The sequence below is a fragment of the Chitinophaga niabensis genome (assembly GCF_039545795.1).
GTDB lineage: Bacteria > Bacteroidota > Bacteroidia > Chitinophagales > Chitinophagaceae > Chitinophaga > Chitinophaga niabensis_B.
This window is the reverse complement of the sequence record NZ_CP154260.1, coordinates 3511227-3524741: the sequence shown is the minus strand read 5'-3', so window position 1 is coordinate 3524741 and position 13515 is coordinate 3511227. Positions and strand designations below refer to the sequence as shown.

Here is a 13515-nt window from a genome sequence, read left to right as displayed (position 1 = left end):
AAAATTATGCAACAGTTCAATAGTAACCATAGACGTAAGCAGCCACAGGAACAAATAGACCTGATGGCGCTGATCAGGTATCGTTATCTGTCGTACTGGCCATTATTTCTGCTGGCCGCTGCGTTGGGAGTAGGTGTTGCGATGTTGTATCTCCGATATGCCACCGCTACCTATAAAATATCCGCCACATTACTGGTGAAGGAAGAATCCAAAAAACTGGGAGAAAAAGATCTGCTCGCCTCCCTGGACCTTTTTGGAACTGATAAGAATATTGAGAACGAAATGCAGATCCTGTATTCCCGTACACTTGCCACCGAAGTTGCCAGGAACCTGCAGTTGTATGGCGAAGTATACCAGAAGGGAAATGTACGCGACCTGATCGCATATGAAAATGCACCGCTGCAATTCAAATTCCTGGAGCCAGGTAAGATCAAAGCCGGCAAACCGGAAATAGTGCCTTTTGTTTACAACGCATCAAAAGCAACGGTTTCCCTCTACGACAAAACCTATCCGCTGAATGATACCGTGGCCACCCCCTGGGGTAAAATGCTCATCAAAGCACATCAGGGTGTATTGCCGGATGATAAAACCTATTACCTGCAGATCACGGACGAAAAACAATTGACGCAGGTACTGCTTAGCAGGCTCAGTGTGGCGCCCGTTTCTAAAATGGGTACTGTTATCAAACTGGAATATAGCGATGTGGCGCCCAGGAGGGGAGAAGATATCCTGAACGAACTGATCAGGGTATATAACGCCGCCGCTATCGAAGATAAGAACAGGGTAGCTGCCAGCACCATGTCTTTTGTGGAAGACCGCCTCAATATTGTAACACAGGAGCTGGGCGATGTAGAAGCCAAAGTGGAGCAGTTTAAAAGAAGAGAAGGCATTGTGGATATCAGTGAACAAAGTAAACTCTTCCTGGAAAGTGTGCAGGAGAATGATAGCAAAATGAGTGAGGCAAACATGCAGTTATCTGTACTGGATGCCATTGAAAAATATGTAAGTGGAAAAGGAGAAGGGGAAAATATTGTGCCCGCCACTTTAGGCCTCAGCGATCCGGTATTGATGGAACTGGTGGCCAAACTCTACGAAACAGAAATGGAAAGGGAGCGCCTGAAGAAAACAACCGGGGAGAACAGCCCTGTGTTAGGAGCCCTGAACCGCCAGATCGCTAAGCTCACACCCAGCATCATGGAGAACATCAACAGTCTCCGTGCTAACCTGAACGCCGGTAAAGAAAAACTGGAAAGTGCCAATAGCCGTTTCATGGGGATACTAAGGAGCGTACCAGGTAAAGAAAAGGCGTTGATAGAAGTAAGCCGTGAAAGAGAGATCAAGAATAGTATCTACACCTTCCTCCTGCAAAAAAGGGAAGAAACAGCACTGGCGTACGCAGCAGCTATTTCAGACAGCCGGATCGTAGATGCGGCAGAATCTTCCTCCGTACCCTTCAGTCCTAAAAAGATGACGGTACTCGCTATGGCAATTATAGCAGGTATTGTAGTGGTAGCTGCTATCATCACTATCAAGGATATGCTCAACAGGGAAATTGTTGAAAGGGCAGAGATAGAGAAAGCAACGGCAGCGCCTATTGTGGCAGAGATCATGTATGATGATAATAATGAAGCCCTGGTGATCGGAGACGGTAAACGCAGCCTGGTAGCAGAGCAATTCCGCTCCCTGAGAACATCACTTTCTTATATCGGCCTCAATGGCGATAACAAAACCCTGCTGGTCACCTCTTCTATATCCGGAGAAGGTAAAAGCTTTGTATCCATTAACCTGGCTGCCAGTATTTCATTGATCCGTAAAAAAGTGGTGCTGCTGGAATTTGACCTCCGCAAACCCATGATCAGCAAAATGCTGGGCATTAAACGGGAACCGGGCATCACCAATTACCTGGTAGGCCGCAGCAGTATATCAGATATGCTGCAGCCCGTGCCGGGAAATGAGTACCTGTTTGTATTACCGGCTGGTGTAATACCGCCGAATCCAACAGAACTGATCCTGAATGGCAGGCTGGAAGAAATGCTCTCACATCTGAAAACTATGTTTGATTATGTGATCATTGATACCGCGCCGGTAGGCCTGGTAACAGATGCCCGTTTGCTGGCGCCTTTTGCAGATGCCTGCCTCTATGTACTGCGGCAGCAGGTAACACCCAAACTGCATCTTAAACAGATAGACGAATTATATCGCAATAAAGAAGTGGGTAAACTTAACCTGGTATTTAATGGCGTACGTCCGCGCGGTGTGGCGGCAGCCGGCTACGGTTACGGATATGGTTATGTGGATGAACCTAAGAAGAACGGTAAACGTAAACGGTTCATCAGAAGTATTTTCAATATATAAATAGCAGCCTTATAGCTGTGAAACCATACTCATGTGACTGAGGAGGCGAAGCTCTGCCTTCTAAATAGAGAATAGTAAGTACTGCCTTTATAAACCCGCGTTAAGAAAACCAACTAATCGTTAACCAAAAATTGAAACCTTATGCAACAAGAAGTGCATGCCTGGTACGCACTGTATACCAGGTCAAGAGCGGAAAAAAAAGTAGCAGAAACGCTTACACGTAAGCAGGTGGAATGTTACTGCCCGTTAAACCAGGTGGAAAAACGTTGGAGCGACCGGCGGAAGATCGTGGAAGAACCTTTGTTCTCTTCCTATGTATTTGTACGCATCCCGGAACGCATGAAATCGCTGGTGAGAGAAGTGGAAGGGGTAGTGAACTTTGTATACTGGCTGGGTAAACCTGCCGTGATACAAACCCAGGAAATTGAGCTGATCAAAAGTTTCCTGCGGGACCACAAACACGTGACACTGGAGAAAGTGCCTATCCGCCAGAACGATATGGTGGAGATCACTGCAGGCCCATTAATGCATCACCGCGGAAGGATCATTGAAGTGAGCCGGAACAAAGTGAAAGCGGTACTCCACAGTCTTGGTTATGCCATGATCGCCACCCTTGCTGCCAACGAAGTGGTAACTGTAGACGAAGCCCTCGAACAAACCTATATATAAAGAACCATGCATCATATCTTACTTTGTGGCGGGTCCGGCACCCGCCTCTGGCCATTGTCTAACCAGCAAACACCCAAACAGCTATTGCCTTTGTTTGAAGACCGGAGCCTTTTGCAACTCACTTACTTAAGGAATAAAACCGCCTGTACAAAGATCATGGCCATCATGAATGCCCAACAGCAGCACATGATAGCCACACAATTACAGGAAGCCGGTGCAGAAGATCCTTTGCTGCTGGCTGAACCTGTTGGTCGTAATACGGCCGCTGCCATCGCTTTGGCAGCATTTGTTACAGCCCCTGAAACAGTGTTGCTCATCACACCCGCAGATCACCTGATCGGTACACCGGACCTCTATGCACAAACCATTGCTACCGCAAAGGAACTCGCAGAAGCAGACAACCTGGTTACCATTGGTCTGCAGCCAAACTATCCTGAAACCGGTTATGGTTACATACAGTACAAAGGATATGATGTGCTGCGCTTTGTGGAAAAACCGGATCTGCCAACAGCTACACTGTTACTGGAAAGCAGGGATTACCTCTGGAACAGCGGCATCTTCTGTTGCAAGGCAGGTGTAATGCTGGAGGAACTGCAAAAGTATGCACCGGCTATTTACGAAGCTGCGGCCGTTGCGGCAGAAGAATGGCTGCAGACCGGAACGGTTTCCCTGGCTACCATGGAAGCGATTCCGGCAGATAGTATCGACTATGCCGTGATGGAAAAAAGCCAGCGGGTGAAAGTAGTTCCCAGTTATATGCAATGGAGTGATGTAGGCAGCTACGAAGCGCTCTCGGAAGCTTTAACCCAACATTACCAGTACAGCAATCACCAGGCAGTTTTCATCAACAGCAATCCGCAGAACAGCATGGTGATAGGAAAAGAAAAACTGGTAGCCCTGGTTGGTGTGGAAAACATGGTAGTGGTAGATACCCCCGGCGCTTTGCTGATCATGCAAAAGGGGAAAGGACAGGAAATAAAACAATTACATCAATGGGTGAAAGAGAACCGCCCGGAATTATTATAAGATGAAACTAACAGATAAAATTTACATAGCAGGGCATCGCGGGATGGTAGGAGGTGCCATTAAAAGGAAATTGATCGCACTGGGCTATCAGAACATTGTCCTGCGTACTTCCGGGGAACTGGATCTCCGTTCGCAGGCAGAGGTAGATGCCTTCTTTGCAGAAGAGCAGCCGGATTATGTATTTCTGGCAGCTGCCAAAGTGGGTGGCATTCATGCTAACAATACTTACAGGGCTGAATTCCTCTACGATAACCTCATGATCGCTTCCAATATTATCCATGCTGCATGGAAATATAAAGTGACCAAACTGATGTTCCTTGGCAGTTCCTGTATCTATCCCCGTTTGGCACCACAGCCATTACAGGAAAGCAGCTTGCTCACCGGCCCCCTGGAGCAAACGAATGAACCCTATGCCATTGCCAAGATAGCCGGGATTAAATTATGTGAAGCATACCGGGACCAGTATGGCTGCAACTTTATCAGCGTGATGCCTACTAACCTGTATGGCATCGGTGATAATTACCATCCTGAAAATTCACATGTGCTGCCGGCGCTGATCCGCAGGTTCTACGAAGCCCGTGTCAATAAGAAAGATACGGTAACCGTATGGGGCAGCGGCACACCCAAACGCGAATTCCTTTTTGCAGATGATCTCGCAGATGCCTGCGTATATCTCATGCAGGAATATAACGGAAGGGAACTGGTGAACATCGGAACAGGGGAAGACCTCAGCATCCGTGAACTCGCAGAAGCCGTAAAAGCAGTGACCAACTTTGAAGGAGAGATCATCTTTGATGCCTCCAAACCGGATGGTACACCACGCAAATTAATGGATGTATCCAAACTCCATCAGTTAGGCTGGCAGCATAAAACAGATCTGAAAACAGGTCTGACCCTCGCTTACAGCGACTTCGTAAAAAAACAATTCTCCGTCATGAACGCGATCGGATAATACTTATATAACTTCTAAAAAACAATCAAATGAAAGTAGCTTTAATTACTGGTGTAAACGGACAGGATGGCGCCTATCTGGCGGAATTATTGTTGGAGAAAGGCTATATGGTACACGGCGTAAAACGCCGCGCTTCACTGATCAACACCGAACGTATCGATCACCTGTACCAGGACCCCCACAGCGAAAACGTCCGCTTCCGGCTCCATTACGGAGATATGACGGACAGTACCAATATTATCCGCATTATACAGGAAACACAGCCTGATGAAATATATAACCTGGCCGCAATGAGCCATGTAAAAGTGAGCTTTGATACACCGGAATATACCGCCAATGCAGATGGCATTGGAACCCTCCGCATCCTGGAAGCCCTGCGCATCCTGAAGCTGGAGAACAAAACAAAGGTATACCAGGCCAGTACTTCAGAACTCTATGGCCTGGTGCAGGAAGTACCGCAAAAGGAAAGCACACCTTTTTATCCAAGGAGCCCTTATGCAGTAGCTAAACTTTACGCTTACTGGATCACTGTAAACTACAGGGAAGCCTATAATATGTTTGCCTGTAATGGCATCCTCTTTAATCATGAAAGCCCTCTGCGTGGTGAGACTTTCGTAACCCGGAAGATCACCCGCGCAGCAGCGGCTATCGTGCTGGGTATGCAGGATAAGTTATTCCTTGGTAACCTGGATGCACGCAGGGACTGGGGCCATGCCAAAGATTATGTGGAAGCTATGTGGCGCATCCTCCAGCAGGATAAGGCAGACGATTATGTGATTGCGACCGGCATCACCACGCCTGTGCGTGACTTTGTACGCATGGCCTTTGATGAACTGGGCATTGAACTGGAATTCACAGGAGAAGGTGTAAATGAAGTAGGTGTTATTTCCGCCTGCCGGAATAAAGAATACATTCTGCCGGTAGGTAAAGAAGTAGTAGCAGTAGACCCTGCTTATTTCCGTCCTACGGAAGTGGAACTGCTGATCGGCGATCCTACCAAATCAAAAACAGTACTGGGCTGGGAACCTAAATATGACCTGCCGGCGCTCGTGAAAGAAATGGTAGCCGCTGATGTGGAATTGTTCCGGAGAAAAGAAGTGACGCAGTTTGAACATCTGATCGGATAATTTATGCAAGCGGCCAACAGGGTAGTTTTAAATACAGGATTCCTATACGGAAAGATGCTCATCTCCATGTTCATTGCATTATATGCAACGAGGCTGGTGCTGAATGCATTGGGTGTGGAGGATTACGGCATCTTTAACCTGGTAAGTGGTATTGTGGCAATGCTGTCTTTTTTGAACAGCTCCATGACCATGTCCACCCAGCGGTATATGTCGTTTTTCCTGGGAGCAGGAGATGAACAGAAACTGAAAACTGCCTTTAACTCCAGTGTATGGCTGCATCTTGCGATAGGTATTGTGGTAGTAGGCCTGCTGGAAATAGCGGGTCTCTACCTGTTCAGTGATGTGCTGAACATCCCGGCGGCAAGGTTACCCGCTGCCAAACTCATTTTTCACTTTATGGCCCTGAGTGCTTTCTTCACCATTATATCCGTTCCTTACGATGCCATCATCAATACGCATGAGAACATGTTCCTTGTGGCCGTACTGGGCATCCTGGAATCTGTGGTGAAGCTCGCAGCCGCCATCTGCCTGCAATATGTGGCAACAGATAAGCTCGTGCTATATGGCGGTGTGCTCGCTTTACTCACGGTTGCATTACTCCTGGCAAAAAGAGTTTACTGCGCCCTGAAATACAAAGAGAGCAAAATGAGTGTGCGGGATTTTGACAGGCAATTGCTGAAAGAAATGTTTGCCTATTCCGGTTGGGGTATGGTAGGTGCTTCCGGTGTAATTGCTAAAACACAGGGTGTGGCCATGATCCTGAATGTTTTCTTCGGCGCAGTGATCAATGCCGCATTTGCTATTGCCAACCAGGTGAACGCACAACTCAGCTTTTTTGCGGTGACCATGTTGCAGTCCCTGAACCCGCAACTGGTGAAAAGCGAAGGCAGTGGCAACCGGGAAAGGATGATCATGCTGTCTATGATGGCCTGTAAGTTCTCTTTTTACCTGATGGCTTTCTTCGCTATTCCTGCATTGATCGAAATGCCTTTTGTATTAAAGCTCTGGCTGAACACTATTCCTGAACATACTGTTATCTTCTGCCGCCTCATTATTGTAGCCTCGCTGGCTTACCAGTTATCCGCCGGTTTGCAGATGGCAGTACATGCGGTGGGCAGGATAGGAAAGTACCAGGTGATCATGAGCATTCTGCTGCTGCTGAACCTGCCCGGTGCCTATCTTTTGCTGAAAGCAGGATGGCCACCCGCTTCTGTATTGGTACTGAGCATTTTCATTGAATGTGTGCTCACGGCCTACAGGATCTTTGCGGCAAAACGGCATACAGGTATGCCTGTTGCTGATTTTCTGCGCAGGGTAGTGCTCAGCGCCATGGTGCCGGTAGTGCTGGCCACATTGTTCTCCCTGATCCCATACTATTTTATGGAAGAAGGATTTGCCCGCCTTTTATGTACGGGTATGATAACAGTAGTGAGCCTCACATTGTTTATCCGCCTCATGGGCTTAACACCTTATGAAAAGGAAAAACTGGAAGGGATCATTTTTAAAGTAATGTCTAAAGTACATCCCCGGATGGCTGTACCTAAAGCAAATTAACAGATGAACATCTTATTCTTTACCAATATTTCTCCATTCCCGCAAAACGGCGGTGAAAAACTCCGCAGCTACTACCTGCTGAAGGTACTGGCAGAACTGGGCCACCGGGTATTTGCCATTATTGGCAATGAGGAACAGGTAGATCTGCGGGAATATCAGATAGAAGGAGTGGAGTTTTTTATCCACGAAGAAAAAGCACTGGGCCTGGCAGACCGTTTAACAGGCAGGCATCACTTTCAACGTACCAGCTCCGTATTACAATTATTTGAAAAGATATTCCAGAACAGGAAAATAGACCTCGCTTTCCTGGATTATGGTTACATCGGTCAATACATCAGTTATTTCAGGAACCGGGGTATTCCTGTGATCCTGGGTACCCACAATGCGCAGGCCCTGCACACGCAGCAGGTACCTGCGAAGGGGTTCGTGAAAAAGCTGAGAAGGTCGCAGTTGGTAGCCGTGGAGAAACTGCACGAAAGGAAATATTTCAACCAGGCAGCTGCCGTACTGGTAGTCAGCGAAGTAGATAAAGCCTATCACAGATCATTCATCGATCCTTCAAAACTCTTTGTGATCCCCAACTTCCTGGACGAAAGGGAATATGAACTGGATGTGGTGAGAGACCCGAATGTACTGGTGATGACAGCTAATTTTTCCATGTACATGAACTATGAAGGTTTGAAATGGTTCGTGGAAAATGTATGGAACGATGAACTGGCTGCACGCTTCCGGTTATTGCTGGTGGGCCGGCATTCCAAAGAAGCCCTGAGAAAACTGAAAGGCGCGGAAGAATGGAAGAACATTAAAGCAATAGGCAAAGTACCGGATGTAAAACCTTTCATTGGTATGGCAAGTGGCGTGATCATTCCCTTACTGCATGGCAGCGGCACCCGTTTAAAATGCCTGGAAGCCATGGCACTCAGAACCCCTGTGATTGCCACCGCCAAAGGCGTGGAAGGCGTAAGGAGCGAAAACTTTATTATCGCCAATACAGCGGAAGGGTTTAAAAACGCCCTGCTCACCTTTAATGGAAAAGGACAACACTTAGGCACTTTGCTCCGTGAAGATTTTATGCAGGAATACAGCGCAGCCGTGAACCGGAAGAGAATGGAAGAGATCATTAATGCACAACTGTTACCGCAATGAACCTGAAGAAGACCGGCGTTTTTCTGTACACCATGCTAAGTACTTTGAAAGTATCCTTAGTAGGACAGTTATGGTTGAATGAGTTCCTCGTGATCCTGGCAACGCCCTTCACCTACAAACCCAGCGATCTGGATGAATACCCTTATCTGAAAAAGATGCTGGCAGCTTTACTGCTGCTGCTGATGTTCCAGGTAGTGACGGACCTGCTGATCGTACACAGCACACCGCAGAATTATTTACGCGGCTGGGCCGGTACCATCATCGCCATGTTGTCCTTCATCTTTTTATTCAAAACATTGAATGAACCCTCCACGATCTTATTCTTCATATTCATGACCATGATCAAGAACATCATCTATACGGATGATATTGTGGATTCGGACATGAGTTATTTTAAATTCAAGATAGCACCCATCTTAACCAATGCCATGTACCTGCTGGTGTATTACCTGTATCAGCGGGGAGAGCAAAAGCTGGTGTTAATTTCACTGATCGGTTTCAGCCTGTTGTGCTTTGGTATGGACTCCCGTTCCACCGGGTTGATCTTCTTTATCAGTGCTGCTATCATTTATTTCTTAAACAGTAAAGTATCCATCTCCCGGCAGAAGATCATCCTCTTCTCCGTGATTGCCGCCATACTCTTTCAGATCTGTTACTTCTTTTATGTACGGGCTGTACTGGATGGAGAGATAGGAGGGGATCACTCAAGGGAACAACTGGAAAGGCTGGATAACCCCTATAATCCGCTGGGCCTCTTAATAACAGGGCGGGCGGAAACTTTTGCGGCCGGTGCGGCCATTGCGGACAAACCCATTTTCGGGCACGGCTCCTGGGCGCCTGATAAAACATTGAAGTATTACATGATCCTGCTGATGTATCACGATGAAGAGATGAACCTGCAATCTGCGAAGGAGATAGATCACCTCGTACCCAGCCACTCTGTATTGATGGGGGCCTGGGTGAACTGGGGGATCGGGGGCTTCATAGCCATCTGTTATTTGTTCTGGCTGCTGATGAAGATTGGTTTCAATCTCATTCGCAACGGACAGGAGTTGGCATTATACCCTGTACTGGTTTTAATGACCATAGGGCTGATATGGAGCTTCCTGTTCTCGCCCTTCCAGGCCTTGCGGCTGTATGTACCGGGCATTGCAGCCATACTGCTTACTTCTTATTATGAACTGAAAGAGATGACGATGCCGGAATGGGCACTCTATAATAATTAATCTATGTCAACGCAACCATTATTTCACGAGAAAACAGACGCGAGAACAGGCAAGGTGAAAATGTACAGGGATAATCCCCTTTACTTTTTGCGCAGGTCTAACATCTCCCTGTATAAGAGCTTTTTACTCTATCTCTACTACAGCATTGCTATCTGGCTGCCAGACCCTCCGCGGCCTATTGGCGGACTGTGCATGTCCTTCCGCACTTTCCTGGCTTCGCGTATTTTCTACCGCAGCGGCAAACATATCAAGATCGGCAGGAATGTACACTTTGGCAGTGGCAAACAGGTAGAGATAGGCGATTATACAGGCCTGAACACGAACTGCTGGATCGGTAATGATACCATCATTGGCAGCGATGTAATGTTTGGCCCCGATGTGAGCATCCTCTCCGGTGGCCATAATTTCGAACGCATTGATATTCCCATGCGCGAACAGGGAGCAACACCCAGAAGGCCGGTAGTGATAGGAGATGATGTGTGGATAGGTACCCGGGTGATCATTCTGCCTGGTGTGCACATAGGTTCACACTCCATTATAGGCGCAGGTTCCGTGGTAACGAAAGATGTACCGGAATATGCGATCGTAGCAGGTAACCCCGCTACCATTAAAAAATACAGAAACCAATAAGCGACCGATGTCAAAATTAGTATCAATCGTTATTCCCGTATATAACGGGCAGGAATATATCCGGGAAACACTGGATAGCATACTGGGCCAGACCTACAAGAATTACGAGCTGATCGTGGTAGATGGGGCGTCCTCAGACAGTACGATGGAAATACTGGAAAAGAAAAGAGGCCTGATAGATGTACTGATATCAGAAAAGGATGAAGGCATGTATGATGCTCTGAGAAAAGGATTCAGCAAAGCCAATGGCGATTATCTCTGCTATATCAATGCGGACGACCGCCTGCTGCCTTATGCACTCGAAAAGGTAGTACAGAAGTTTGAAGAAGAAGATTGTGATCTCGTGTTCGGTGATGTGAACTACATCAATGAAGCAGGCAATATCATCTTCTCCTACAAAGGCGTGAACTTCAATCACAAAGCCATCCGCAGCATCCGCAGGGTACCTTTTGCACAACAAAGTTCCTTCTGGACGAGAGAGATCTACGACCGCAACGGCGGATTCGATAAATCCCTGAAGTATGTGGCAGACTCTAAATTCCTTTTGTCTGTTTGCCTGGACCCGGGCGTGATCAAAGGTTATGTGCCTTTACCATTAGGGGAATACCGCCTGCATGGCAATTCTTTTTCCGTATCTGTAACAGATAAAATGCATGAGGAACATCACCGCATGATGGCAGGATTTAACCTGGGAAGTACTTCTGTTTCCAGGTATTTCTATGAAATGGTGGCCAAGGTATTGAACTTGAAGGGCATCTACAAAAAGCTCACATACAAAGGCGCAAAATTCTAAACAGGATGAAGATTCTTTTTATAGTACCCTCTTATAAACCAGCCTATGTATATGGCGGTCCTATTGTGACCATTGCACGGTTAGCTGAGCGGCTGGTGGTATTAGGGCATGAGGTAACCGTTTATACCACTACCGCAAATGGTAAAACCGAACTGGATGTGCCCTTGCATGAACCGGTTTGGATGGATGGCGTGAAAGTGCATTATTTTAAAAGGATCACAAAAGATCATACGCATATTTCCCCGGCGCTCTGGCGTAAAACCTGGACGACCGTTAAAAAGTTCGATGCGGTACACATCCATTCCTGGTGGAACTTCCTGGTAATGGGGGCTGCCCTCATCTGTACCATGAGAGGGGTGAAACCGGTACTGAGCCCGCATGGCATGATGTGCGATTATGTATTCAACAGCAGGAACCAGTTGAAGAAAAAGATCATGCACAAACTGCTGGGCAAATACCTGCTCTCTAAAACCCACCTGCATGTTTCATCTCCCATGGAATGGAAGGAATGTTTGCAGGTGAATGAAAAATGGAAGGGCGATCTCATCTTTAACCTGGTGGATCTCCCTGCCGGCAACTTCCTGAGAAAAGAAAACCAGGACTTCACAATCAGTTTCCTTTCCCGAATAGATCCGAAGAAAGGGCTGGACATTCTGTTGCATGCCCTTTCCAAGGTTCCCTTCTCCTACAAACTGCAGATAGGTGGTTCAGGAGAAGAAACATATCTCAGGGAGCTTTCCCGGATAGTAACAGACCTGGAAATGGAAGATAAAGTGGAGTGGGCAGGCTGGAAGAACAACGAGGATAAATTCGCCTTCCTCGCAGAATCCGATCTCTTTGCGCTCACTTCTCACAATGAAAACTTTGCACTCGTAGTAGTGGAATCACTGGCTGTAGGTACCCCGGTATTACTGAGTGAACATGTAGGCCTGTCGAAGTATGTGGATGAGAACCGCCTGGGATGGATCACCGGGATTGATGATGTGGAGGAGGTGCGTGCGCAGTTAACAGCGGCTTACAGCAACTGGGAGGAACGCAGGCGCATCCGAAAAGATGCTGGAGCGATCATTTACCATGATTTTAATGAAACAAAACTGGCTACGGATTACGTGACCATGTACAAGCAATTAAGCTAATGAAGATCGCAGTCGTTATCCTTACTTATAATGAATCCAAACATATTGGCCGCTGCCTGGATAGCATGAAGCAGATATCTGACGATATCTATATCATAGACGCCTTTTCTACAGACGATACGGTAGCTATTGCAGAACGGTATGGGGCAAAGGTCTTCCCCCGTAAATGGCTGAACTATGCAGACCAGTTCCAGTGGGCATTGGAGAACTGTGGTATCACCACCCCCTGGGTGATGCGGATGGATGCAGACGAATACCTGGAGCCGGCATTGATCAAAGAAATTCAAACAGCCCTTATTCCTGATAATATCACCGGCATCTATATCCGCAGAAAAGTGCTGTTCAAAGATAAATGGATCCGCTACGGCGGTTTCTATCCGCATACCTTACTGCGCATCTGGCGCAATGCACAGGGTAGTATAGAACAACGCTGGATGGATGAACATATTGTGTTATCAGGCGGCGATACCATGTTATTCAAAGAACATATTGTAGATCATAACCTGAACTCTATTCACTGGTGGGTGAACAAACATAATAACTACGCCATCCGGGAAATGGTAGACCTCCTGAACATCAAATACCGTTTCCTGGAAACAGATGAACGGCTGATCACCAGCGAAAGCTCCCAGGCTAAACGCAAACGCTTTTTAAAAGAAAAAGTATATGCCACGCTTTCTCCCGGTGCACGGGCTTCCATGTATTTCTTCTTCCGCTACTTCCTGCGTTTTGGGTTTATGGACGGATACAAGGGATTTATTTTCCACTTCATGCAGGGGTACTGGTACCGCCTGCTGGTGGATGTGAACATGAAAGAGTTTGAGGATAAACTGAACGGGGATACCAGTAAGGAAAAACTGAAAGCATTACTAAGATCTGATTATAATATTTCCCTCTAAGC

Annotated in this window: 12 protein-coding genes; all 12 read left to right on the top strand. The window is 47.1% G+C overall.

Annotated elements, in window-relative coordinates:
* Window positions 1-6: 6 nt before the first annotated feature.
* Entirely contained in the window at window positions 7-2355 is a 2349-nt protein-coding gene (locus AAHN97_RS13685; RefSeq protein ID WP_343308200.1) for a GumC family protein, read from the top strand.
* Between the two features lie 141 nt (window positions 2356-2496).
* The gene (locus AAHN97_RS13680; protein WP_343308199.1) at window positions 2497-3024 is read left to right on the top strand and encodes a UpxY family transcription antiterminator; all 528 of its coding nucleotides are present in this window, start codon (window positions 2497-2499) and stop codon (window positions 3022-3024) included.
* A gap of 6 nt (window positions 3025-3030) precedes the next feature.
* A complete protein-coding gene (locus AAHN97_RS13675; RefSeq protein ID WP_343308197.1) occupies window positions 3031-4050 on the top strand; it encodes a mannose-1-phosphate guanylyltransferase in 1020 nt (339 codons plus the stop codon).
* Between the two features lies 1 nt (window position 4051).
* Window positions 4052-5002, top strand: a complete 951-nt coding sequence (gene fcl / locus AAHN97_RS13670) for a GDP-L-fucose synthase (RefSeq protein WP_343308196.1) — start codon at window positions 4052-4054, stop codon at window positions 5000-5002.
* Window positions 5003-5031: 29 nt separating this feature from the next.
* Window positions 5032-6129, top strand: coding sequence for a GDP-mannose 4,6-dehydratase (gene gmd, locus AAHN97_RS13665; protein WP_343308195.1), 1098 nt, complete (start codon window positions 5032-5034; stop codon window positions 6127-6129).
* A gap of 3 nt (window positions 6130-6132) precedes the next feature.
* Window positions 6133-7683, top strand: coding sequence for a lipopolysaccharide biosynthesis protein (locus AAHN97_RS13660; RefSeq protein WP_343308194.1), 1551 nt, complete (start codon window positions 6133-6135; stop codon window positions 7681-7683).
* A gap of 3 nt (window positions 7684-7686) precedes the next feature.
* Window positions 7687-8829 carry a glycosyltransferase family 4 protein gene (locus AAHN97_RS13655; protein WP_343308193.1) on the top strand — a complete coding sequence of 381 codons (1143 nt, stop codon included), beginning with the start codon at window positions 7687-7689 and terminating at the stop codon, window positions 8827-8829.
* Window positions 8826-10055 carry an O-antigen ligase family protein gene (locus AAHN97_RS13650; protein ID WP_343308192.1) on the top strand — a complete coding sequence of 410 codons (1230 nt, stop codon included), beginning with the start codon at window positions 8826-8828 and terminating at the stop codon, window positions 10053-10055. The genes AAHN97_RS13655 and AAHN97_RS13650 overlap by 4 nt, the downstream gene beginning before the upstream one ends.
* 3 nt (window positions 10056-10058) lie before the next feature.
* A complete protein-coding gene (locus AAHN97_RS13645) occupies window positions 10059-10685 on the top strand; it encodes an acyltransferase (protein ID WP_343308191.1) in 627 nt (208 codons plus the stop codon).
* Between the two features lie 7 nt (window positions 10686-10692).
* On the top strand, window positions 10693-11478 hold the full coding sequence (locus tag AAHN97_RS13640) for a glycosyltransferase family 2 protein (protein WP_343308190.1): 786 nt from the start codon (window positions 10693-10695) through the stop codon (window positions 11476-11478).
* Window positions 11479-11483: 5 nt separating this feature from the next.
* Window positions 11484-12614: an XrtY-associated glycosyltransferase XYAG1 gene (locus AAHN97_RS13635; protein ID WP_343308189.1), complete on the top strand. Its 1131-nt coding sequence runs from the start codon at window positions 11484-11486 to the stop codon at window positions 12612-12614.
* Window positions 12614-13513 carry a glycosyltransferase family 2 protein gene (locus tag AAHN97_RS13630; protein WP_343308188.1) on the top strand — a complete coding sequence of 300 codons (900 nt, stop codon included), beginning with the start codon at window positions 12614-12616 and terminating at the stop codon, window positions 13511-13513. Before AAHN97_RS13635 ends, AAHN97_RS13630 begins: the two co-directional genes overlap by 1 nt.
* The last annotated feature ends 2 nt before the right edge of the window (window positions 13514-13515 follow it).